This window comes from Paenibacillus sp. J31R98, from assembly GCF_056269245.1.
The window spans coordinates 319,754-343,500 of the sequence record NZ_JBWDNO010000004.1; the positions used below are offsets into that span (position 1 = coordinate 319,754).

Below are 23,747 nucleotides of genomic sequence, written 5' to 3' on the forward strand. Positions count from 1 at the left end.
AAGAGGGGACTGTAATATGGTTATAAGGGACACGATGGGAAGAAAATTGTTTGTTGCTGCCAACTACGCCTTTTTAGCATTGACGTCGTTTCTATGCTTGTTTCCGCTGGTTCACGTGCTAGCCATATCTTTCAGCAGCAGCTGGGCAGCGGCGAGCGGGGATGTAAAATTATGGCCAGTTGCCTTTACGACGAGCTCTTATGAATATGTCTTAAACAAGCCTGAGTTTCTCACGTCACTGGTCGTATCCCTCAAGAGGGTCGTGCTGGGCGTCTCGATTAACATGGCTCTGATCATTCTTTCCGCGTATGTGCTATCTAAGGAGAAGAAAGATCTTCGGATTAGGACGGCGTACGCTTGGTATTTCATCATCACCATCCTATTCGGAGGCGGACTCATTCCTTTCTATATGACGGTACGATCGCTAGGGTTGATTGATTCGATCTGGGCGCTTGTGCTGCCCGGCGCCGTTCCGGTATTCAACGTACTGCTGCTTATGAATTTCTTTCGTCAGCTGCCCAAAGAGATTGAGGAGTCTGTCTTCCTCGATGGAGGAGGCCACTGGATCAATCTTTGGCGAATTCAGGTTCCGCTGTCCATGCCCGCGATTGCCACGATTATCTTGTTTACGACTGTCGATCATTGGAACTCATGGTTCGACGGCCTACTTCTCATGAATCATCCGAGCCACTATCCGCTTCAAAGTTATCTGCAGACGATCGTCACGACAATTGAGCAACGATTGACGAACATGACCGCTGGCGACATTGGCATTTTGCAGGAAATCAACGATCGGACGACCAAGTCTGCCCAAATTTTCCTGGCGGCTTTGCCTATTCTGAGCGTCTATCCTTTCTTGCAGAAGTATTTTATGTCGGGGATCGTGCTTGGAAGCGTAAAAGGTTAAGAGATGAGGAAGAGAGACTCAAGCGACAAGGGAGCTAACAGAATGCTAAACATACGTAAATGGACGATGCTGGAGATTTCGGCAACCACCTCGGAGAATGTCAAACTCCCTTTCTGGGATGTGACGGCGACTGCCGAATTCGTGCATGCGGAGAGCGGCGCCAAAATGCTGGTAAGAGGATTTTACGATGGTACCAATGATAGCGGAGAAAATGAATGGAAGTTCCGCTGGACGCCATCCCAGACTGGGCAGTGGCAGTGCCGAATTGAAAGTCGCCCCCAATTGGAAGGCTTCAAGCGCGAAATGACTGTTACCGTACTAGAGGAAGAACCAGGTGCTCATGGATTCATGAGGGCGCATGGGGGTAAGACATGGGGCTTTGAATTTGACAACGGTGAGCCATTCTTTCCGCTTGGGGATACCATTTACAATTTGTTCGGCGGCGCTTATTGCGGTATAGACGTTGAGAGAATACTGAAGCACCGTCGCACGCAAGGCGTCAACTATATCCGGGCACGCATGCAAGTAAGCCCCTTCCATGTACCGAAGCGGAACAACTGGCAGAATAAAGATTGCTGGCCTTGGCAAGGCAGCGCGCAGTGGCCGGACTTTCTCGGCTTTAATCTCGATTATTTCCGCTCTGTCGATGAGACGGTTGCGCTGGCAGGCAAATTGGGTTTTGGACTTGAGCTTATCCTGGAAGCGTGGATGCTTGAGTTTCCGTTTAATGACAGGAGTCGGTTCTTAACAGAGCATGAAGACCACTGGATTCAGTATATCGTGTCCAGGTATGCAGCTTATCCGAACTTATATGTCTGGTGCCCAGTCAACGAGTATGACTTATATCCAGGCAGAACGGATCGGGCGTATGTCCGCGAGGCAGACAGGTGGTTCAAGCGTCTCGCACGTTTAGTTAGGGAGCTGGACCCTTACCGCCATCCGATCGGCGCGCATCAATGGGTGCAGGATATCTCCTTGCATGAACGGCTTGGGGATTGCGAAGCGATTGATATCTATTTGGTTCAATCCGACTGGTTCAAAGAATTGTCGAAGTACGACCGCGATCCTTCACTCTGCCTGTGGATCGAAGACCAGCTTCGTTACCATGCTCCGAATCGGGAAAAGGCGGTCATGTGCAGTGAATTCGGCTACGAACGCGCAGGCGGTCAGTTTACAGTGGATGCCCACGAGCGCTATGACGAGCACCATACAAGACGCGGCATGTGGAAATCCGGCTTTGTCGGATTCGCTGTTGTCCATGGCTTTAACAATACGTGGGGACCGAACTTGACGCTGGAGAGCGATTCTGATGGCACCAAGTATTTGCTGCCTTACAACCGGTTTATGACGGAGCTTTTCCCATTCGTTGACAAAGTTCCGCAGGAGGAATTGATTCAATCGGATGCTGGGATGCTGGAGCTTGAAAGCCCGGCTTTGTGTCTGGCCGACGAGAGTCTAGACAATATTGCTGTCTACATGTCTGTTAGAGGCTCTTGCACGATGAAGCTAGCCTCTGCGGATAGCTATGTTCATTACTGGTATAATCCGCGAATCGGAAAGTCAACGGAGCAAGCGACGTGCGAGTCGTTAACATTCACATCACCGGGGACCATGGATAAGCTGGAGGACAGCGATTGGGTGCTGGTTCTGCACCGCATACGCTAGAAGGGTTTGCCACATGGGAGTGTAACAACTCCATGTGGCTTTTTCTTTGTTCAGACCAGCTACATCGGCTTCTCTACTCGCCGATGTAGCTGGTCAGCTGGACCCCTTCCAAAAACTAACCAATCAACCTAAGCGTGTCTCGCAGCGTCACTTTACAAGTAGGGTACCCAGTACTCCTCTTTAGCCAAATCGGCTCGATTATCGCTTAAGAGAGGTACCCAGTACTCCTCTTTGACGAAATCAGCTCGATTATCGCTCAAGAGGGGTACCTAGCACCCTTCATCAGCGATCGCAACCGCTCCTTTTGAATTGTATCGATTAGTGCACCAAATCATAAAACCGTAACCTATTGAAAGTGCTTACATCGTTCTAAAATGAAAATGATAAAAGTCATACCATCCCAAAAAAAGGGGGAAGTCGATGACCGATAGAACGATAGAACGGTTCCCTGAAAGTTAATGTCGCTCATTAGTGCAATTGTAAGCGCTTTATACTAATAATTGGGTTGGAGGATTGACGAATGATTCGGATATTCAATTCTAGGACAAATAAACTGACCGCCACCTTGGTGGTTGCGACCATGTTGTTGTCGATGGTGTCAGGCGGGCTCAGGTCGGCATATGCAGACTCCACCGGCAACGTATTGAAACTCGGCGTGGGATCCGGTGTCATCAGCCACGGCTGGGATGCGGGCAACGTCGTTGCAGGCCATACGTATGCCTATACCTTCGAAGCTAAGGGTACAGGGACGGCTGACGCCTACGTCCAGTATAACTGGGAGTGGAGCGATTCAAAGCCGTATACAGATTTAGCTGATTCGCGGATCACGATAGAACCTTCCTCCTCATGGACCACCTACAGTGGAGCATTTACCGTGCCCGATAACCAAGAGGGCGGTGAGGACTTCTACTTCGGCGCTGCGGCGGGTGGTAACGTTTATGTGGATAACGTGGTAATCACAGACACCACGGACACCACCGCGAGTGATCCGTATTTCTCGGATGACTTCAACAACATAGCGGACGCGCCGGTAATCGGCAAAGGAAACGATAGCTGGTATACAGGAACCTCGGGTATATTCTCGGTCGTCCCTAGTAGCGATGCCGTTGGCACGCCTCCGGCTGTCCAAGATGACTATGCTCTCAAAGTCGCTCAAGGCGGCGGGAAAATGAGCTGGGGTACGCAAGCATTTGCTGCGGGGAGCACATACACGTACTCCTTCCAGGCAATGGGCTCCGGAACGACGAACATCAACTTCCAGACCGATGAGAAGTCCGATACGCCTTGGTCCACTCTTACCGGATCGGCAATCACTATTGGACCATCTACGACTTGGACCACGTACACGGCGACTTTCACCACGCCGGCGAGCCAGGCGGATGGCGCAGGATACTATATGTTTATTGATGCCGCATCGGCCGGCGAAGTTTATATCAACAACATGACCGTTACCGACAATGAGGGCACTGTATTCGCGGACGGTTTTGAGAATGTGCCTGATAAGCCGATTATTGGCAAAGGCAATGATAACTGGTACACCGGTACGAACGGAATCTTCTCTGTGGTTCCTATTAGCGAGGCTGCCGGTACATCCAGCAAAGTGTTGAAACTCACTTCAGGCAATGGCAATGTGACGGCGCACTTGGGCGAGCTGGTTCCAGGCGATACGTACACGTTTAACCTCGAGGGGATCGGCCATAGCTCAGCTGACCTCAACATCGAGAATAAGTCGTGGCTGACGGTTTCGCAGATAGAGGTGGAAGCGAGCAACACATGGCAGAATGCATCAACGACCTTCGTTGCTCCGAATGACGATCAGAACGATTACACCCTTGTCGTCAACTCAGCATCAGGCGGCGATGTGTACTTGGACAACATTGTCATCACGGACACCACCGCCGATACGGTACTATTCCAGGAAGATTTTGAAAATGTGATCGATGCTCCCGCTATTGGAACAGGCGACGGTGTATGGTATACCACTACTGACGGTTCCATATTCACCATCGTTCCAAGGATCGGAGCGAGCGGCAGCGATCCTAACGCTACCCCGCTCGTGGACAAATACGGACAGATCATTGATTCCCCTTATACGCCGAACGACAATTCTCCGCACGCGAAGATTACCAGCGATGCCGAGCTTGCGGCGGTTCCAGCGCAGAATGAGGCGTACTTCAGTTCACTAACGCCTCCGACTGACCGAGATAGTTATGGCGGATTGGTCGGTAGCAAAGATCAATACGGCTTCGCGGCGACTGGCTACTTCTACACGAGCCACGCGGATGTCGACAATGACGGAACCCTTGAGGCGGCTATGGTCGATCCGCTAGGTAACCTGTACTTCCAGCTGGGAGCGACAGTGACCGACCCGAACGAAACGTATGCCGACCTCACAGGCATCAAGTGGGAGTATGACCAGCTTCCTGCCTACGATCCGAACAGCATTGCATGGAGGGGAGAGAATACGTTTTCTCCTTATGTGTATAACATCGAGCAGCAAACAGGTAAACCTTTCGACATCAACGCTTGGCGAGAGGATCAGATCTATAACGAGAAGCAGCTCGGCATCAACTCCCTAGGCATGTGGTCCGGCGGTGCGAGCACAACGACGCCATATTTCGAGGTGCTTGATTCTGCCATGGCGCAAACTCCGCACATCGGAGGCTCCAGACTGTTCGATGTATTCAGTCCCGATTGGGAGAGCAGCTTGGACGCGTCTTACGGCGGGGCTATAGCCGGCCATGAGAATGATAAGATGCTGATCGGCTACATGTTTGAGAACGAGCTCCCTTATGATTCGTTTAACAGCACCATTCTCAGTTCGTCCTCTGTTGGCAGCGGCACTCGCAATGAGCTGGCAACGTGGATGAGCGAGCAGTATGGCAGTGATATCAGCGCATTCAACGCCGCGTGGAAGACGAGCTTCACAAGCTTCAATGATCTCGCGAGCGGAACCTTGAAAATGAACACTTCGGCCGCTTCGAACGATATCAACAACTTTACCAAGTACTATCTCAAAACCGAATATAGCACGATCTATAAAACGGGCAAGAAATATGACCCGGATCATATGCAGCTTGGTGACCGCTGGTTTGCAGGATCTCTGCGGAACACTGCTCTCGCACAGGACTTGGCAGAAGCGACTGCGGGCAACGTGGATGCCATAACGTACAACTACTACACCAACTCGCTAGACACAGCTTGGCTTAAGCAGATCTATGACTGGTCGGGCAACACGCCGATCATCCTCTCTGAGTGGCACTACTCCGACACCAGCGTGTTGCCAAACGGCAGCCAACCGGTGTCTAGCCCAACAGCGAAGGGCCAGATGTATAGCGATTATTTAGAAAATGCGATCGCAACTGGCGTCGTGGTAGGCAGCGACTGGTTCACTTGGCTCGATCAGGCGCCTACAGGACGTTACTTCAACGGACCTAACAACGGCGAGTCCGGAGCGTACGGTTTTGTCGATGTGACTAACAGGCCAGTTAAAGCGTTCGATGAGTATGCGAAGCAAACCCATTACAACGTATACAAACTGCTCGATGGAAGCATTAAACCTTATGCGGCTCCCAACAGAAGTGCGGCAACCGACCGTGACACCCACAAACTTCTGGCAGTGCCGCAAGCTGGGGCAGCGCCTGTTATCGGTGATTTCACAGATTGGAGTGATTTCTCGAAAAAGGCGGCTCTAACAGCTATCGATCAAGTAGCAGGACCGGCAATTCCGGATCCGAACGTTTCGGCTAATATGTCTGTGACCTGGGACAACGATAATTTCTATCTTCAAGCTCACGTAACGTCCGGAAACAACAGGGTCGCGAATGGAGGCGTAGCGGGCAATGGCGCGGATATGTGGAACGGCGACGGCGTTGAGCTATACTTCGGTCCACAGGATGTTGAGGCGACTCCTGGCAGCATGTTGGGTACTGACTCGCAGTTGCTCCTTGGCGTGAATAAGAACACGGACAACAGCGTTTCGGCAGCCGCTTATTGGGTCAATGGCCCGAGCTTCGCTGCGCAGACACCTGTGAATGTGAAGGCGGAATTAGCGCCTGACGGTTCGGGCTGGATTCTGGAAGCGGCGATTCCGCTTTCCGCAATCGGCTTGCCTGCAGAAGCCTTCGGCACGGACGGAAGTGTTGCCCTTGGCACTAAAATTCGCTATGATATGGGCTTTGATCTATCTGGCGCAGGCGGCACTCGCTACTCGCAATATGCGTGGAATGGTAACGACTCCGACTCGAAGAACCGCAATCCTTGGGGTATGCTTCAATTTGCTTCGCAGAAGGATGACGGAGGTACGACCGATAAGCCGACAACGCCGACGGGTCTGACCGCGTCCAACATCGCATCCACGTCACTGAAATTGTCTTGGAATGCCGCATCGGAGTCAGACCATGTGGTCAGTTATATCGTCAAGCAAGGAGATGCGATCCTTAACGATCACGTGACGGGAACGCAGTTGAATGTAACGGGCTTGGCGAATAATACATCCTACACATTTACGGTCATTGCTGTAGACGCGGCTGGCACTCATTCCGAGCCTGCAACAACTACAGCCAAGACGACCAAAGCAAATGGCAACAGTAACGGAAATAGTAGTGGCAACGGCGGAACTAGTGACAGCAACAATGGAAACGGCAATAGCAACGTGACGCCGATTCTCGACCCTGCTACGGGTGAAGCTTCCGTGACGATTCAATCGTCTACCTTGAGCTCCTTGCTCTCGGGCACGAACCAAGCGACGATCGTCGTTCCGGCCGTAACCGGGGCACAGAGTTATAGCATCAGCCTTCCTGCATCGTTTTTGCATTCGGATGCGGCAACAGGCAATGCAATCGTCATTCAAACCGCTGCCGGATCAATCACCGTTCCGACCGGCATGCTGAACGGAATAGACACTGCGAACGCGACAACCGCTGCGCTGACTATTAAGACCGTGGCGAAAGACGGCCTGAGCGACAGCTTGAAGGCGTCGATCGGAGATCGGCCAGTCGTTGACTTGTCGTTGAAGCTTGACGGCAAAGCCGTGGCATGGAATGATCCGGACCATCCGGTATCCGTATCCGTTCCCTATCAACCTTCCGCGACCGAATTGGCTGATCCGGATCACATCACGATCTGGTACATCGACGGTCAAGGCAACGCCGTTGCCATTCCGAACGCGAAGTACGATTCGGCAACTGGCAGCGTAAACTTTACGACGACTCACTTTAGCGAGTATGCCGTCGTATTCGTCCAGAAGAGCTTCGCGGATCTCGCGGGCTACGAGTGGGCGAGAAAACAAGCGGAGATGCTCGCCTCCAAGGGAGTCATCGACGGCGTATCGCAATCGAAGTTCTCGCCGGGCACTCCGATGACAAGAGGAGACTTCGCAGTGTCCTTGATGAAAGCGTTAGGATTGTCGGCGCAATCGAAGGGAGCCTTCGAAGATGTCGCATCCGCTGATTCCCGCTATGAGCTGCTGAACGCAGCCAAAGCGCTGGGCATCATCAAGGGCGGCAGCGATAACCGGTTCAATCCGGACGCTCCGATTACAAGGCAAGATATGATGGTCATGGCTGCAAGGGCGCTAGATAAGCTCGGCAAGCTGGAAGCACCACGATCCGCGGCGGCATTGGATGCGTTCAAAGATAAAGCGAAAGTGTCCGGCTATGCCCTGCAGAACTTGGCTTCGTTGGTCGAGGCAGGCTTGATTCACGGCTCGGCAGGAAAGCTGAATCCGCAGCAAGTGGCAAGCCGTGCGGAAGCAGCCGTGTTCTTGTATAACCTCTATCAGGGATAAGTAAGGCGAGACAATTTTTCTGATAGAACGGTACGATAGTTCAACGCAAAGGAGGCTGCCGAGTGTCGGCAGCCTCTTGCAAATAGACCATGAACGATAGGCGTCCGTAGACGCAACAAACGCACAAAAAAAACGTCGCGCATAGCGTCGTTTTTTTTGTGCGAGAAAAGCTAGATATGTTAATTTTTTATTTTTCCGATTGACATACTCGGGATTTGCTTTTATAGTAAAATCATTCAAATTTAAGATAACTAGATATAGGGAGGCAACACAATCATGAACATCCGGAAACACGCGGGCCTCACGCTCGCACTCATCCTCGCATTGACGCTCGTGCTGTCCGCTTGCGGCAGCAAAGAGAGCAATGACAATAAAGGCGCCAATGCTGGGAATTCTGCAACCTCCGGCAACACGGCGGAGAATTCGCTTGTTGGCAAGAAGATCGCACTCGTCATGCAATTCAACCAAGGCACGTTCTCGGCACAATATGTCGACGGCGTAACGAAGCAAGTCGAGAAATTCGGCGGCAAAGTAACCGTAATGGCGTCCGATAACGATTTGAATAAAATGGTCTCCAATCTAGATACGGCGATCAACCAGAAATACGACGGCATTCTGCTCGATCACGGCAATGCCGATGCGCTGACGAACGGCGTGAACAAAGCGGTCGCAGCCGGCATCCCTGTCGTTGCCTTCGACTCCGGACTGAGCGTGGACGGCGTAACGAGCCTGGCTCAGAACGATCAGCTGCTCGCAGACAAGTCGCTTGCGGCGCTGGCTAAAGACTCCGGCGGCAAAGGCAACATCGTCAAAGTATGGGTAGCTGGCTTCCCGCCGATGGAATCGCGTCAAATCAAGTACGCTGAATTCATGAAGGCGAACCCGGATATCAAGGAAATCGCGCAATTCGGCGATGCAAGCAAAGCGCAGCTGGATGCGCAAACGCGCATGGAAGCGATTCTGAAGAAATACCCGGAGAAGGGCAGCATCACGGCGGTTTGGGCTTCGTGGGATGAATTCGCGAAGGGCGTAACGAACGCGATCAAGCAAGCCGGACGTACAGAGATTAAAGTTTACGGCATCGATCTTAGCGACGAGGATCTCGCGCTTATTCAAGATCCGACTAGCCCTTGGGTTGCATCGGCGGGCGCTGATCCGTCCTCGATCGGCCAAGTGCAAGTACGCTATCTGTACCAGAAGCTGCACGGGGACAAGACGGACGCGACGGTACAGATCGAACCGGTATTCGTCAGCCGCGATGCGCTTCCAACGGACAAGAAAGTAACGACAGCCGATCTCGGCGAATACGTTGAAGGCTGGGGCAAGAGCGAGCAAGGGAACACGGATTATTTGAAAGAACTGGAGCAAACAGTTGGCGCAAAATAAGCGCCTTCGAATAGCGACATAGCGATACGCAGCTACGAAGGATCAGCAGGAAACGGCGCGGAGCTTCCGCGCCGTTTTCTTGCGATCCGCAAAGAGCTTCTGAGGGGAGTTGAGCGATCATGGTAACTGAACAACCGTCGCGAGCGACGAGCGTGCTGCGCATGAAAGGCATCGGCAAGTCTTTCGCCGGGGTGGCGGCGCTGAAGAGCGTCGATTTCGAGCTGCGGGGCGGCGAGGTACACGCGCTTCTCGGCGCGAACGGCGCGGGCAAGAGCACGCTGATGAAGATTTTATCCGGCGCATACGAAGGCGACAATGGCACGGTCGAAATCGACGGCCAGGCGCTAATCATCCACTCGCCGGCGGACGCGAAGAAGAACGGCATCCACTGCGTGTATCAGGAGGTGGATACGTCTCTTGTGCAACATCTAAGCGTCGCGGAGAATATTATGCTCGACCGTTTGGCCGCATCGGAAGGGAGCGCCTGGATCTCTTGGAGCAAACTGAAGCAGGAAGCCGCGCAGGTGCTAGGTAAGCTCGGGCTTGGCATCAATATTAACAGCAGCGTGTCGGAGCTTACGCTGGCGGAGAAGCAGCTCGTGCTCATTGCTCGGCTGTTCGCGCAAGATGCGAAATTCGTCATTCTCGACGAACCGACTGCGCCGCTCAGTATGGAGGAAGCAGACCGGTTATTCGGTCTGATGGACGGCTTGAAGGCGGCTGGCATCGGCATTGTCTTCATCTCGCACCGCTTGCCGGAAGTGTTCCGGGTTAGCGACCGGATCACGGTCATGCGAGACGGTGGTGTCGTCATGAACGAATCGGCTGTCGAGACAAGTGCCGGAGACGTCATACGCGCGATGCTCGGCAAGAGCTTCGAGGAAGAATATCCGAAGCTGCCGGCGGTGATCGGGGAGCCGATTCTGGAGACGCGCGGGCTGGCTGCGGGACGCCGCGTGCGCGGCGTCGACCTGACCGTACGAAGCGGCGAGATTGTCGCGGTTGTCGGTCTTGTCGGTGCTGGGAAGACGGAGCTGTCGCGCCTGCTGTTCGGCGCGGACGCTTTGGAGAGCGGCACCATCGCACTGGACGGCAAGATGGTCGTGCCGCGTTCGCCGGCCGATGCCGTGGAAGCGGGCATCGTGCTCGTGCCTGAAGAGCGGCGCAAGGAAGGCATCCTCGTGCGGGAATCCGTGCTGCACAACTTGAGCTTACCCATTCTGCGCTCGCTCAGCAAGCTCGGCTTCATCTCCGGCGCCAAGGAGAAACGCCACGGGTCGGATGTAATCGGGCGGCTCGGGATCAAGGCGTCGCATCCCGATATCGCGACGGCGTTCTTAAGCGGCGGCAACCAGCAGAAGGTGGCAATCGGCAAATGGACGAGCACCGATGCGCGTGTTTTCGTGTTCGATGAGCCGACCAAAGGTGTCGACATTGGCGCGAAGCGGGATATTTTCCGGATCATCGGGGAGTTAGCGCAACAAGGGAAAGGCATCTTGTATTTAACCTGCGAGTTTGCGGAAGCGCTGGGTCTGGCCGATCGGATTCTCGTCCTGTGTGACGGGAAGATCGTCCGCTCGTTCCTGCGGGGCGAAGCGTCGCAGGAAGATTTGCTTTATTTTGCGAGTGCAGGTAAGGAGGAAATGTTATGAACAATCGGTTGCTGCAATTCTCGTTTAAGTATGGAGCGATTATATTCATCGGAATCGTCTTGCTGTTCTTCTCACTCTATAACGAGTATTTTCTAACGTACAACAATATCGCGGATATCCTGCGCTCCATCTCCATCGTGACGTTCGTCGCCATCGGGGTGACCATCTCGCTTACCGTCGACGGCTTCGATTTGTCCGTCGGGTCTACCGTGTCACTTGCCACTGTATTGTCGGCGACGTTGATGGTGTGGTACCAGATGCCGCTCGCCGTCGTCATTATCGTGCCGATCGCATTCGGAGCACTCGTCGGACTGATCAATTCATTTCTGATCGTAAAGGTCCGCATACCGGATCTGCTCGCCACGCTGGCGGTCATGTATATCGTAAGCGGCGTGCATAAGACGTATACCAAGGGCTATTCCATCTACAGCAACATGCAGATGCAGGACGGAAGCAAGGCGCCTGGCGAGATCACGAAGCAATTCCTCTGGATTGGTCAAGGCAAATGGCTTGGCGTGCCGTTCCCCGTCATTCTCATGGTAATTGCAGTGGTCGCGGCGCATTTGTTCTTCAAATACACGCGCCTCGGCAGGCAGATGATCATGATGGGCGGCAACGAGGAAGCAGCTCGCTTGTCCGGCTTGCGCGTCAAGCGTGTTCGTACACTCGCGTACGTGGCATCCGGCGTACTCGCGGCTATCGGCGGCATCCTGTTCACCGCCCGGGTTGGAAACGGCCAAGTCGACGCCGGCGCGCCGATGCTCATGGAGGCGGTGGCCGCCGTGTTCGTCGGCTACTCCGTCTTCGGAGCGGGACGCCCGAACGTCATTGGCACGTTTTTCGGCGCGATTCTGATCGGCGTCCTCGTCAACGGCATGACGATGATGAACGTGGAATATTACACCACGGACATTATCAAAGGCGCGGTGCTCGTGCTGGCGCTGGCGGTCACGTTCATTCATCTCAACCGGCGCAGGGGTTGACGGTTATACGTAAAGCCTGGGAGAGGGTCCCAGGCTCAGGCTGCCGAGAACGCCTAGATAGTCTGAGTCTGAGGGCTGCATCCCGGTCTGAGAGTTCAAAAATTGCACTCTCAGAGCATCAAACTGCCGATTTCCATGCTGAGAGTTCGAAAAATGCACTCTCAGCTTCGCCGCGCTTCCGAAATCGGCTGCATCCCAGTCTGAGAGTTCAAAAATTGCACTCTCAGGGCAGCAAACTGCCGATTTCTTTGCTGAGAGTTCAAAAATTGCACTCTCAGAGCAGCAAACCGCCGATTTCCTTGCTGAGAGTTCGGAAATTGCACTCTCAGCATCGCCAAGCTGCCGAAATATCGGCTGTATTCTTAAAATAAGAGAAACCCACCGTTTTGATGAAATAACGTTGGTTTCTCTTCATTGGTTTCTCTTCATTCTAGCCTGGGACAACGTCCCAGGCTTTTTCTCTGCCTCGCTTTTGTCATTTCGCTAGAGGGAGCTTCACCTCGAATGAGGTCCTCCCATCGTCGCTTGCCGCGGAGATTTTGCCGTGATGCAGCTCGACGATGTTTTTGGCGATTGCAAGACCGAGTCCTGCGCCGCCAGTATTCCGCGAGCGGGAGTGCTCGCCGCGATAGAACCGTTCGAACAATAACGGAATCATGGCTGCCGGAATAGGCTCGCCGTAGTTCGCGATTTCGACGACGGCTTGGCCGTTGTCGCTCCGAGTCGTAATGTCGATACGCCGGCCGCGCTTCCCGTATTGAATGGCATTGACGATCAGGTTCTCGAACACTCGGACAAGCTTGTCCCCGTCTGCGTTGATGACAAGGGAATGATCCGGGAGAACCAAGTGACATTCCATCTCCGCTTGTTCGAATTGCAAACGGAACTGGCCCGCTAACTGTCCGATCAACTCGACGAGATTAATCGGAGAGGGCCGCAGCTTCATGCCCCCGCTTGTCCTCGTAAATTCGAATAAGTCATTGATCATTGATTTCAGATGCATCGATTTTTGGTATGCGATTTGAACATACTGTCGCAGCTCGACTTCATCCTGATAACGATCATCATCGATCAGTCCTAAATACCCGACGATGGATGTGAGCGGCGTACGCAAATCGTGGGAAACGTTCGTTACCAGCTCGGCCTTCGTTCGCTCGGCACGCCGTTCTTCTTCCATGGACAGCTTCAGCTGGGTCGTCATTCGATTAAGATTGCCCGCCAATACGCCGATCTCGTCATCTCCTCGAATCGGAAGGCGAGTATCGAAATTCCCATCGGAGATTCGCTCGATGCCTTGCGAAATTTCCATCAGGTAGTGGATGGTCGAACGGCTGAAAACGAAGAAATAAATGATAAAGAAGATAAGGCCGGTTATAACAAATGTGACCGGAACGTCGAATTTCGATTCTATTAGTTTTAGCAGAGGAGCGACGTAAGGAAAATCCAGCCTGTACGCGACCAGTGCGACCATGCCCAGGAAGCTGATCGTCATGACGGACGCCAGAGCGCTTAAACCGAATAAATACAACATTTTGAAACGGAGGCTCTTCCACGGTTTATGGATCAATTTTATATCCTACTCCCCATACGGTCTGGATCAGCTTGACACCGCCCAGCTCGCTCTCCAATTTATCGCGAAGCTTGCTTATGTGAACCATAACGGTGTTGTTGGACTCCATGAACTTGTCCTTCCACACGGCTTCGAAGATTGCCTCCGCACTGAAGACCTCCTTAGGATGGCTTGCCAGCAAATACAAGATATCGAATTCCGTCGACGTCAGATTCACGTTCCGGTCATCTACTGTAACGGCATGCAGTTTCTTGATGATTTTTAAAGATTGAATCTGGATTTCGTCTTGGTTCTGAGCCGTTTGCTTCTGTGTATTCAACAGCATGGACCTGCGGAGCAGCGACTTTACCCTAGCCAGCAGCTCAAGAGCATTGAATGGCTTAACCATATAATCATCGGCCCCAGTCGTCAGCCCCATGATCTTGTCCATGTCCTCCGCTTTGGCGCTCAGCATTAGAATTGGAATGCCATACTCCTCACGAACCGCGCGAACAACCTCCAGGCCATCCATCTCCGGCATCATGACATCCAGGATAATCAGTTGGACCGATTCCTTGGCGATCAACTCCATTGCCTCAAGGCCATTGCTTGCGGTCAGCACTTGATAGCCTTCGTTGGTCAAGAAGATTTTGATCAGCTTCGCGATTTCAAGGTCATCGTCTGCGATCAGAATTTGAATCGAATGCATAGAATCTCTCCCGTTTTCTTAGGGTCAAAATATTTCATTTGCAGCATTAGCTTATCAGATATCGTCTCCACAACCTACCGTATGAAACCACAAATAAGAATTTCTTAAGGTTTCCTTTATGGCGATTTATAATCCTCCTCGGCTCTGGACGTTATCTTAGAGTTGCTAGAACATTTAACGATAACAAGGAGGTTCGTGCGAGATGGGACAACAACAACAACAACAACAACAACAAGCCGAACAGAATATAGGCTGCGATAGAAAGGCTAACTACGTGCAAGCTGCTAATTACGTGCAAGTGGCTAATTCTGAGATTCACGAAGGTTATCTGGTCTTAATCAATCGTGAGAACCCGATCGAGCAGACGGTTTCTTCCGAAAGTTTATCACCTTTGAGTTCGATCTCGGCGATCCATACACTGAGCGAGGACATGCTGCTGGAGCAGACCTGCTTGTCGCAGTTGGTGAACTTACTGGAAGCTTGCGAAGGAATGAACGATATTATTGCCGTCAGTGGGTACCGGACAAGGTTGGAGCAGGAGCAGATCTATGCTTCCTCGCTAGTTGATAATGGCCCCGACTACACGGCACGCTATGTGGCCTTGCCTGGCCAGAGCGAGCATCAGACGGGACTAGCTATTGACGTCGGCAAGCTGAACAAGGACGTGGATTTCATTGCGCCGGCTTTCCCCGATAGCAATGTCTATCTGAGGTTCAAGCAGCTTGCGGCCCTTTATGGTTTCATCCAACGATATAAGGAAGGAAAGGAAGCCATCACGCATATTTCATGCGAGCCGTGGCACTTCCGTTATATCGGCTATCCCCACGCATCGATTATGGAGCGGAACGATTGGTGCTTGGAGGAATATATCGACCAGCTCCGAAGCTTCCCGTTTGAGGGAGACCATCTTGTGTTCGAGGATGAATGGTCATTCGCAGATATTTATTATGTAGCGGCGGATCCGGGGAGTTCTACGACGATTTCCCTAGTAGCTTGCGATCGTTACCTTGTATCAGGAAATAACAGCGATGGGTTCATTGTTACCGCATTTCGGGATAAAGGAAGCCAAGGATATGTCTAAACCAAATTTCGGCGGTCTCGATTGGCTGAAATTCATCGTCGCAATCCTGGTCGTTGCCAATCATACGGGACCATTTCACTCCTATAGCACCACTGCTGATTTTCTTCTAAGCAACTTGCTTACCCGTATTGCCGTTCCGGTCTTCTTCATGACGGCGGGGTTCTTATTCTTCCGTAAGCTGACAGGGGACCATGTAGCGGATCGCAAAGCTCTGCGTGCCTACATGCGAAGAACCGGGAAGTTATATCTGATTGCGATTGTGCTGTACCTTCCGCTAAATCTCTATACGGGATATTTTTCGGATTCCTTCACGATTTATTCCTTCATTAAGGATATTGTGTTTGACGGTACTTTCTATCATCTGTGGTATTTGCCAGCTTTAATGCTGGGTTTGATGATCACTTACTACATCTATCGGACGAGGTCCATGAACGCCATGCTGGCTATTTCAGGTGTCTTGTACATCGTAGGGCTGCTGGGAGATAGCTATTATGGGATCTTGCCAAGCGGCACAGGCATTACGCAATTGTATGCGGGTATGTTCACCGTGTTCGATTACACGCGCAACGGGCTGTTCTACGCCCCGATTTTCTTGGCTCTCGGTGCTTGGGCAGCGTTGCGGCCGCTTCCGGAGAGAACGCCGATTGCCAATGCAACCATGTTTGCGTGTTCCCTTGGCATGATGTTTCTTGAAGGATCGATCCTGCACGCCTTTGCGATTCCGAGGCATGACAGCATGTATATCTTTGCGCTGCCCGCGACTTACTTCTTGTTTCAATGGGCGATGCAGTGGAAAGTCCGGTCTAACCGAACCTTCCGCGAGTGGCGGGTATGGGTCTATATTCTGCACCCCATTGCCATTGTGCTCGTTCGCGGAGCGGCAGAGATAGCGGGTTTGGACAAGCTCTTTATCGCGAATAGCCTGCTTCATTTTGCCGCTGTATGCCTGGTGTCGATCGCGCTGTCCGCGGTTACGGTATGGTTTACCGAGAACAAACGGAAGTTCCGAATAGGCTCGAAGAAGCTACAAATAAGAAATTCTTAAGAAATCCTTTAAGCCATGTTATAACCTCCCCAGCCTGGGGGCGTTATCTTAGAGATAGAGCAACGGACAAGAATCAAACGAGGAGGCATTACCCATGAAAACAAAGCTATACCTACTATACGGAGGCAAATCCGTCGAGCATGAAGTGTCATTGAAGACGGCCGTTACCGTCCTTCTTTCTATAGATGAAAGCCGCTTTGAAATCTATCCCATCTACATTACACGCGATGGCTTGTGGTGTACGCCCGGACATCTTTCCAAGGAAGGTTTGACGGTCGAGAAGTTAGTCGTGCGTTCTGCATTCAAGGATACAGCTCGTTCAATCGGTGAAATATTGACAGGCGTGCTGGCGCTGCCCGGACCCAAAGTTGTATTGCCGCTTCTGCACGGCTCCAACGGGGAGGACGGAACAGTACAAGGATTGATGGAGCTGTTGAACGTTCCCTACGTTGGCAACGGCGTGCTGTCCTCCGCGCTTACGCTCGACAAGGCGATGTCGAAGCAAATATTGGCCCAAGCTGGCATTCGCCAAACGGATTATCTCGTGTGCCGCCATGAGGAGTGGAGAACGGATGAAGCGGCAATTCTTCGCGGTGTCGAAGAGAACATCGGCTATCCATGCTATGTGAAGCCGGCTTCCCTCGGTTCGAGCATTGGCATCAGCCGATGCTCAAACCGAGAAGAGCTGCTGGCCGGAATCCAAGAAGCGTTCTCCTACGATAAGAAGCTGGTGATTGAACGCGAGGTGGCCGGCAGAGAAATTCAAGTGGCCGTCCTCGGCAACGAGAAGCCTCTAGCTTCATTGCCCGGAGAATTCATTCATGACCACGCGTTCTTCGATTACGAATCCAAGTACTTTGATAAGCGGCTTAAGATGTCGATTCCCGCTGAGCTGCCAGGCGGATTGACCGAGCGAATCCGGGATCTGGCGATTCAGGCTTATCAAGCTCACGGCTGCGCAGGACTTGCCCGCGTCGACTTCTTCCTTGGCAGTGAAGGAGAGTTGTTCCTTAACGAGATCAATGCTCTGCCTGGATTCACCAATTTCAGTATGTATCCGGTGATGTGGGAGCGTACCGACGGCACCACTTATGCAGAGCTGGTTGAGAAATTGATTGACCATGCGATCTCCCGTCACGAGAACAAACAAACGATTCGATATTCGAAATAAGTGAGGTGGAAGGGATGCTAAGAGAAACATGGGCTGAGATTAGTTTGAGCCGCATTCGCGAGAATATGCAGACCATTCGACGTTCCTTGCATCATTCCGTCAAGCTTATGGCTGTAGTGAAAGCGAATGGCTATGGACATGGAGATATCGAATCAGCTGCGGCAGCGGAATCGGCCGGGGCCGATTATTTAGCGGTTGCTTACCTGGAGGAAGCTCTCCGGTTGCGTGCTGCAGGCTTGAAGTTGCCGATTCTCATATTGACCCCTATTAAGCCGGAGTTTGTACGAATCGCGCTTGATCTTGACATCACGTTAACCGTCACGAATGCCAAATGGTTTGCTGAAATGCGCATGTTCATGCCTTATTCGGATACGGGAAAGCTTCGAGTTCATGTGAAAATGGACACGGGACTTGGGCGGATTGGAATCCGTTCGCAAGAAGAATGGGACGAGCTCGTTCCATGGCTGCGCGCAGAGGATGTTGAAGTGGACGGCTTCTATACGCATTTCGCGACGGCAGGGCAAGCCAACACCGAATTTCTGGAGGAGCAGGTCTCGCGCTTCATAGAGATGAAGGAATGGGGGCAATCGTCTAGCCTCTCGATCCGGCATTATCATTGTGCGGGCAGTGCCGCAGCGCTGCGGTTTCCTCATCTGGCAATGGATATGGTGCGGATTGGCGCGGCTATGTACGGCTTTTATCCGGAGAAGCTTGTGAATTCCGTACAACTTGAGCCGGCGCTAAGCCTTCATAGCCGTCTGATTCATGTGAAGAAATTGGCAAAAGGCGAGTATCTCGGCTACGACAATTCATACCAGGCAGAGGAAGACGAGTGGATCGGAACAGTACCGATCGGTTATGCTGATGGCTGGAATCAGCGGATGCAAGGAACGGAAGTGCTGGTTGATGGCAAGCGGACACCGATAGTCGGCAAGATCTGCATGGATCAGTTGATGATCAAGCTTCCGAGATCATACCCGGAAGGAACATTAGTGACCTTGATCGGACGGCAGGGAGAAGATCGCATTACGATCGCCGAGCTCGCCGAACCTCTCGGCTGCGCCCAGCAGGAACTGTCCACTTCACTTTCTTCGCGCATCACGAGAACATTCTCAGATGGTCCGGCTCTCGAACCAAACGTGAATTTAGGAATATTAGACTCGGACACGAACTTGGAGGTTTCTCAAGCAGGAACACCTTTCACGCACATCGAATATCCAAGCAGACTTATATTTCCATTCAGAACGCTACTCGAAGGAGAACATGCCTCATGTCCGATATGAACTTCATCTCATCCCTAATGAACGGCCAGCCATTCCAACCTTCCGGGGCGAAGACGGTCCTTGCAGATTGGAAAGCCGAAGGTACGCCTGAGGGCAGCGATCCGATGCCGATTGCGCCGCTGCACCGGCATCTGGTTGATGATGAAGCGTGGTATGTACTCGAGGGACGGCTAGCTTTTCAAATCGATGATAAGATCATTGAAGCAGGTGCGGGACAAGCTGTCATCGTACCGAGCGGCAAGGCGCATACTTACTGGAATCCGGCTCCGGAAGAAGCGCGTTATCTGCTCGTCATGACGGCTACGATCAACACGCTAATCGAAGAAATCCATCGGTCGACCGACAGAAGCTGGGATAAGATGAAGGCATTGTTCAGCGAATACGAGTCGGAGCTGTTGTAAGTTTCGGCTTCGGCTTGAGGCACCATTGCCGTACATATCGCATTACCAACCTGTCCCAAATGAAAGAGCAGCTTAAGACGCTGCTCTTTGCCATTCTTATTTATTGCGCTTCAGCAGGATGATCCCGCTGATGTCGGAAGTTTTCTTGCGGTATACAACTTTGAAGCCAATGTCGTTGTCAAGCAAGCAGGCTAAAGCGTTAGCCACGAGACCTCCGACAACAAGGCTGTTTCGGCAAGGATAAGCGCTGCCGACTATGCGGAAAGAGACGATTCTGCGCGCAGAACCGGGAATGAGAGGGTTACGTGACCAAGTAATAAGCACGAGATCAGGCTGTTGAACGGCTTTCGTACGAACCATAATAGGGTTCCCCCTTTCAAGTAGGATCCCTATAGTAAATGCTAGATTCATAGAAAACGTGCATATGCTGGTGTAAGCGAAGGGAACGAGGGAACTCCAAATGCCAACAGGAATAGGGATTGACGGCTGCCGATCAGGCTGGGCGGCAGTCATCATCGAGAGTGAGCTAGCAACAGCCGAGCTGCTGCTCACTCCGAATATCACGGAGCTATGGGCATTGTTGCAGGCACAGCGCCGCGAAGATATGCTCATCTTCATCGATATGCCGATCGGTCTGCCGGAAGGCGAGCACGGCAGCAATAATACGCATTCGCAGCGCATAAGCGATGCCGATTGCAGGAAGCTGCTGCCTGTGAAGCGCAAGAGCAGCGTGTTCAACACGCCGACCAGACAGGCGACGTATTCGGAGACGCCATCGGAGACGAATTATGCCATCGTGCAGAAGAAGCTGTCTAAGCAGTCCGAGAACATCATTCCGAAGATTAGAGAAGTGGATTTGTTCATGAAAGCGAATTTGCCACATGGGATCCAGCATCTGATCGAAGAGTCACACCCGGAGCTGAACTTTCAGCGGTTTAATGGGAATGCGGCGCTGGAGCACAACAAGAAGACGAAGGAAGGGATCATGGAGCGTTCCCTTATTCTGCATCGAGCAGGCATTCCCGCAGCAGTCATAGAATCCATGCTCTTGCATTCGAAAGCGAATGCAGTCGCGAAAGACGATATATTGGACGCTGCCATCCTTGCGTTAGCGGCGTACAGCATCAGCTCCGGAATCCGGCCGAAACTGAAAGTGTCTCCGAGCGAGCAGTTTGATTACGCGGGAGAACTCGAAATGAACATTAGCTACTGTTAAAGGTGGTGAGCTGCGGATATGAAAATTCGAATTGTCGGTGGCTGCGGCAGCGGCAAAACCTATATTGCGGGGCGCCTCGCGAAGCATTATGGCATTCCTCATATTCAGACTGATAATCTCGTCTGGGATCGAAGCGATGATTCCAAGTATCCAGAAGCGATCAGAGACAAGATGCTGGAGGACATCGTGAGGCAACCGTCCTGGATTATCGAAGGCGTGCATCACAAGTGGGGGACGATCAGCTATTCGGAGGCGGATTACATCTTCATTATTCGAGCGCCGTTAGTCATGCAGAACATGCGGACGCTGAAGCGGTTCGTGAAGACGAGGCTAGGGCTTGAAGCATGCAACTACAAACAATCATTAAGCAATTTACGGGAGATGCTTGGCTGGAACCGTAATTTTGAACGGGATAATATGGTGCGCATCTTGGGGCTGACGGAGACGTATCTAGCGAAGCGTTACATTGTGAAGCGCAATACGGATATCGTCGGCATATTGCCTGAGATGGACGGGGAAGTGTTAGTGAATAAGGGTAAGTGAATAGGAGTAAGTGAATAGGAAGAGCCTGATCAAGCCAAGCGGCTGTCAGGCTCTTTTTTTTGCATTATTTCAACGTGCTTGTAATGCCTTCAATATGCGAGAACGTCGCATTGAGATCTTCAAGTCCCGCGCTGTGCTCGGCTGTGATGGCGGCGATTTGCTGCAGGGAATCATTCAAGCCTTGGTAGGCTTTCAGTATGAGCTCCAGCTGATCCTTGCTCGTCTGTGCGGCTTCCTTGCTCTTATCGGCCATTTTGCGAATTTCGGTAGCGACGATATTGAAGCCTCTGCCATGCTCCCCCGCGCGTGCAGCTTCAATCGCAGCGTTGAGGCCAAGCAGGTTCGATTGGGAAGCGACTTCTTCGACGAACAGGAGCGTCTCTTGAATTTGATGAATGTCATTCTTCACAACCTGTGTCGATTCCGACACTTCATGCAGCCGCTCTGTAATTTCATTCGAACCGAGCGAGATTTGGTTCGTCGTCTCCGACATCCCCGACAGCAGCTCAATCAGCTTCGACGACGCATCCCGAAGCGAGTACATCTGTACCGCCGACGAAATGATCGCAACGATTCCAATCATCTCCTCGTTCTCATCGAAGATCGGAATGCCGACCGATTTGACAGGTACGGGAAGCTTGCCAACTGGTACATCTTCCGTTTGGCGAGTCTTCGTCTGCATGACTTTCTCGGGAATAAGTCCTTTGAATGCGCTGATCGGCATGCCAATCTGCAAACCAAGATCAACCGTAGTGCCAGGCAAGCTATGGATAAGCTTCTCTGCATCAAAGATAGCGATGTGTGCATCGTCTGGGTACAAAGCTTGCATGCCTTTGGCGAGCGAAACATATTGCTCAAGAATCGTGTGCATCTGGAAAATCCTCCGCTAGTAGAGTTTCATACTTGATAGATACAGCATATGTTACTAGAATGCGTATAAACCAGTGCCTACAGCACTAAAAAATGACATTTTTCGCCATGTTTATCTAATTAGGTTCGACGGACTTTTTTTTCAGCTCATTTGTCACAAAATCCCCTCCTCATCCGCCTTATTTCATGAAGACCACAACAGGAGGGTGATTGAGATGAAGAGGGAACATTATGATACAGCCGTAATCGGCGGGGGATTGGCAGGATTAATCGCAGCGTTGGAGCTTGCGAAGAAGGGGCGTTCGGTTATTGTCATTGAGAAGTCGGGGCGGCTCGGAGGACGGGCGATGACGAATACGCAGCATGGTATTCATCTGAATATGGGGGGCCATGCTCTGTATAAGACGGGGCGGGCTTATGAGATTTTGCAGGAGCATGGCATACGTCTTGACGGGGGACCGCCTTCCACGAAGACGAATGTGATCTGGGATAAGGAGCTGTACTCGCTGTCGCCGGATCCGATCAATATGCTGACCTCGAAGCTGCTGACATTCTCTGGTAAAATAAACCTGATGCGTCTTATGCTGAAGCTCAGCAGGCTGAACGCGAAGCGGCTGCCTGCGACAATGAGCGTGCGCGAGTGGGCGGAAGGGGAAGTGGCCGATCCGAAGGTGAGGCATGTCTTCTACGCGCTGTGCAGAACGGCAACGTATACGCATGATCCCGATAATCAGCTTGCTGCGCCGGCGCTTGCGCAAGTGCAGCGGGCGTTGAAGGGCGGCGTGAAATATCTCAATGGCGGCTGGCAAACCCTGATTGAGCAGCTGCGGCAGAAGGCGGAGCAAGCAGGCGCGCATATCGTAAGCGGCAAGTCCGTACGCGAGCTGCAACATGCGAATGGCCGGGTGCAGAAGCTCGTCTTCGCGGATGGCGAGGAGCTTGCCGTCTCGAATGTGATCAGCACCGCATCGCCAGCGGAGAGCGCGAAGCTGGTGCAAGGCGCAGAAGCGACGGCGCTGCACCGCTGGAAGTCAGAGGCGAGACCTGTGACGGCGGCATGCATGGACCTGGGCTTGCGCAAGCTTCCTGTACCAGGGCGGCATGTTGCGCTTGGCCTTGATCAGCCGGTTTTCTTCTCCGAGCATTCGGTGAGCGCGAAGCTCAGCGATAATGGCGAAGTCGTCGTCCATTTAATTAAATATAATACTCCGGGTACGTCCGATCCGAAGTCGGATGAGAAACTGCTGCTCGAGACGATGTCCATGCTCCAGCCTGGATGGGAGCAAGAGGTCGTTGCCAAGCAGTTCTTGCCGAACATCACTGTCGTGCATGATTATCCGCACCGCGGGAATAAGCACAGAGCAGTAGGTCCGGCAGTACCGGAGATTCAAGGGTTGTACGTGGCAGGAGACTGGGTAAGTCACGGCGAGCTGCTCGCGGACGCTTCAGCGGCAAGCGCCAGAAGAGCGGCCGAGGCAATACTCAGCCATTAACGACA

18 protein-coding genes are annotated in these 23,747 nt (G+C 52.3%); 14 read left to right on the top strand and 4 right to left on the bottom strand.

The window, feature by feature from the left end:
* The first annotated feature begins 16 nt into the window (after positions 1 to 16).
* The 6 genes from AC0YNX_RS17945 to AC0YNX_RS17970 all read left to right on the top strand — a co-directional run bounded on the left by AC0YNX_RS17945 (position 17) and on the right by AC0YNX_RS17970 (position 12,381).
* Positions 17 to 907, top strand: a complete 891-nt coding sequence (locus AC0YNX_RS17945; RefSeq protein ID WP_475817073.1) for a carbohydrate ABC transporter permease — start codon at positions 17 to 19, stop codon at positions 905 to 907.
* 42 nt (positions 908 to 949) lie between these two features.
* On the top strand, positions 950 to 2,572 hold the full coding sequence (locus tag AC0YNX_RS17950) for a glycoside hydrolase family 140 protein (protein ID WP_475817074.1): 1,623 nt from the start codon (positions 950 to 952) through the stop codon (positions 2,570 to 2,572).
* Positions 2,573 to 3,092: 520 nt separating this feature from the next.
* Positions 3,093 to 8,360, top strand: coding sequence for an S-layer homology domain-containing protein (locus AC0YNX_RS17955; RefSeq protein WP_475817075.1), 5,268 nt, complete (start codon positions 3,093 to 3,095; stop codon positions 8,358 to 8,360).
* Positions 8,361 to 8,636: 276 nt separating this feature from the next.
* On the top strand, positions 8,637 to 9,746 hold the full coding sequence (locus tag AC0YNX_RS17960; RefSeq protein WP_475817076.1) for a sugar ABC transporter substrate-binding protein: 1,110 nt from the start codon (positions 8,637 to 8,639) through the stop codon (positions 9,744 to 9,746).
* Positions 9,747 to 9,865: 119 nt separating this feature from the next.
* A complete protein-coding gene (locus AC0YNX_RS17965; protein ID WP_475817077.1) occupies positions 9,866 to 11,398 on the top strand; it encodes a sugar ABC transporter ATP-binding protein in 1,533 nt (510 codons plus the stop codon).
* A complete protein-coding gene (locus AC0YNX_RS17970; protein WP_475817078.1) occupies positions 11,395 to 12,381 on the top strand; it encodes an ABC transporter permease in 987 nt (328 codons plus the stop codon). Before AC0YNX_RS17965 ends, AC0YNX_RS17970 begins: the two co-directional genes overlap by 4 nt.
* Positions 12,382 to 12,856: 475 nt before the next feature.
* On the opposite strand, the gene AC0YNX_RS17975 is transcribed toward AC0YNX_RS17970, so the two are convergent.
* A complete protein-coding gene (locus AC0YNX_RS17975) occupies positions 12,857 to 13,912 on the bottom strand; it encodes a sensor histidine kinase (RefSeq protein ID WP_475817079.1) in 1,056 nt (351 codons plus the stop codon).
* A 25-nt stretch (positions 13,913 to 13,937) separates the two neighbouring features.
* The gene (locus tag AC0YNX_RS17980) at positions 13,938 to 14,639 is read right to left on the bottom strand and encodes a response regulator transcription factor (RefSeq protein ID WP_475817080.1); all 702 of its coding nucleotides are present in this window, start codon (positions 14,637 to 14,639) and stop codon (positions 13,938 to 13,940) included.
* Between the two features lie 202 nt (positions 14,640 to 14,841).
* Between AC0YNX_RS17980 and AC0YNX_RS17985 the strand changes: the two genes are divergently transcribed.
* From AC0YNX_RS17985 to AC0YNX_RS18005, 5 genes are all read left to right on the top strand, one after another.
* Positions 14,842 to 15,720: a D-alanyl-D-alanine carboxypeptidase family protein gene (locus AC0YNX_RS17985; RefSeq protein ID WP_475817081.1), complete on the top strand. Its 879-nt coding sequence runs from the start codon at positions 14,842 to 14,844 to the stop codon at positions 15,718 to 15,720.
* Positions 15,713 to 16,765, top strand: a complete 1,053-nt coding sequence (locus AC0YNX_RS17990) for an acyltransferase (protein WP_475817082.1) — start codon at positions 15,713 to 15,715, stop codon at positions 16,763 to 16,765. The genes AC0YNX_RS17985 and AC0YNX_RS17990 overlap by 8 nt, the downstream gene beginning before the upstream one ends.
* A gap of 94 nt (positions 16,766 to 16,859) precedes the next feature.
* Positions 16,860 to 17,936 carry a D-alanine--D-alanine ligase family protein gene (locus tag AC0YNX_RS17995; RefSeq protein ID WP_475817083.1) on the top strand — a complete coding sequence of 359 codons (1,077 nt, stop codon included), beginning with the start codon at positions 16,860 to 16,862 and terminating at the stop codon, positions 17,934 to 17,936.
* Between the two features lie 14 nt (positions 17,937 to 17,950).
* Positions 17,951 to 19,219 (top strand): alanine racemase, encoded by a 1,269-nt coding sequence (gene alr, locus AC0YNX_RS18000; protein WP_475817084.1) that lies wholly within the window; start codon positions 17,951 to 17,953, stop codon positions 19,217 to 19,219.
* The gene (locus AC0YNX_RS18005) at positions 19,207 to 19,620 is read left to right on the top strand and encodes a cupin domain-containing protein (RefSeq protein ID WP_475817085.1); all 414 of its coding nucleotides are present in this window, start codon (positions 19,207 to 19,209) and stop codon (positions 19,618 to 19,620) included. The genes alr and AC0YNX_RS18005 overlap by 13 nt, the downstream gene beginning before the upstream one ends.
* Before the next feature lie 96 nt (positions 19,621 to 19,716).
* Here AC0YNX_RS18005 and AC0YNX_RS18010 read toward each other — a convergent pair whose 3' ends face one another.
* Positions 19,717 to 19,980 carry a hypothetical protein gene (locus AC0YNX_RS18010; protein ID WP_475817086.1) on the bottom strand — a complete coding sequence of 88 codons (264 nt, stop codon included), beginning with the start codon at positions 19,978 to 19,980 and terminating at the stop codon, positions 19,717 to 19,719.
* A gap of 100 nt (positions 19,981 to 20,080) precedes the next feature.
* Here AC0YNX_RS18010 and AC0YNX_RS18015 point away from each other — a divergent pair, with 100 nt between their 5' ends.
* Together AC0YNX_RS18015 and AC0YNX_RS18020 are read left to right on the top strand one after the other, a co-directional pair.
* Positions 20,081 to 20,836 carry a DUF429 domain-containing protein gene (locus AC0YNX_RS18015; RefSeq protein WP_475817087.1) on the top strand — a complete coding sequence of 252 codons (756 nt, stop codon included), beginning with the start codon at positions 20,081 to 20,083 and terminating at the stop codon, positions 20,834 to 20,836.
* An 18-nt stretch (positions 20,837 to 20,854) separates the two neighbouring features.
* A complete protein-coding gene (locus AC0YNX_RS18020; protein WP_475817088.1) occupies positions 20,855 to 21,379 on the top strand; it encodes a P-loop NTPase family protein in 525 nt (174 codons plus the stop codon).
* A 64-nt stretch (positions 21,380 to 21,443) separates the two neighbouring features.
* On the opposite strand, the gene AC0YNX_RS18025 is transcribed toward AC0YNX_RS18020, so the two are convergent.
* Entirely contained in the window at positions 21,444 to 22,250 is an 807-nt protein-coding gene (locus AC0YNX_RS18025; protein WP_475817089.1) for a methyl-accepting chemotaxis protein, read from the bottom strand.
* A gap of 214 nt (positions 22,251 to 22,464) precedes the next feature.
* Between AC0YNX_RS18025 and AC0YNX_RS18030 the strand changes: the two genes are divergently transcribed.
* A complete protein-coding gene (locus AC0YNX_RS18030; protein WP_475817090.1) occupies positions 22,465 to 23,742 on the top strand; it encodes a phytoene desaturase family protein in 1,278 nt (425 codons plus the stop codon).
* Positions 23,743 to 23,747: the final 5 nt, after the last annotated feature.